The sequence below is a fragment of the Serratia sp. A07 genome (assembly GCF_058725505.1).
The window spans coordinates 1-578 of sequence record NZ_JBZXDO010000248.1; the positions used below are offsets into that span (position 1 = coordinate 1).

Below are 578 nucleotides of genomic sequence, written 5' to 3' on the forward strand. Positions count from 1 at the left end.
CTTTGCGCCGCGTTGTTGTTAACGGGGTGTGCAGGCACTGCGTTGGGCGAGTGGAACCAGAAAATCAGTGACGCTGCCCATTCGCTGGCAAGCGGTGGTAGCGGTAGTTCCAGTGAGGGTAGCATGCCTTGGATGACCCGGGCCGGTATTTCCGGGCCCCGGCAGGATGTGCATCATACTTATAGCCTCCCGGTGGACGTTGATACCGCGGCGGCGCGGCTGAAAAGTCATTATCAGTTCATCTCCTCCGAGGAGCTTGAAAGTCTGCGCCAGCGTGATCAGCACGGCGACTGGAGCGCGAGCTCCATTGATGAAGCACGCCCGGTCTGGTCAGCAAATCGGGGAAGTTATTACAAGATGGGGCAGGAATGGAAAGGCAATGATCGCCTTGAGCTCGAAGTGGTCAAGTCCGGTGCCGGCAGCCGTCTGAAAGTGACATACAGCTCACCGGATGCGTCGCACCTGACCGACGCTTACCTTGGGAGACTGATGACGCAGCTACAGCAGGTTGCCAAAGGTCAGGGCTGAGGGAGGTTATCTGATGCAGCTCTACCTGTGTGAGAAACCCAGCCAGGGTA

1 protein-coding gene is annotated in these 578 nt (G+C 58.0%); it reads left to right on the top strand.

Features of this window, described 5'->3' with window-relative positions; translation table 11 throughout:
* A partial coding sequence (locus tag AC4PR2_RS29570) for a hypothetical protein (RefSeq protein WP_492176133.1) occupies positions 1-528 on the top strand: 528 nt, incomplete at its 5' end.
* Positions 529-578: the final 50 nt, after the last annotated feature.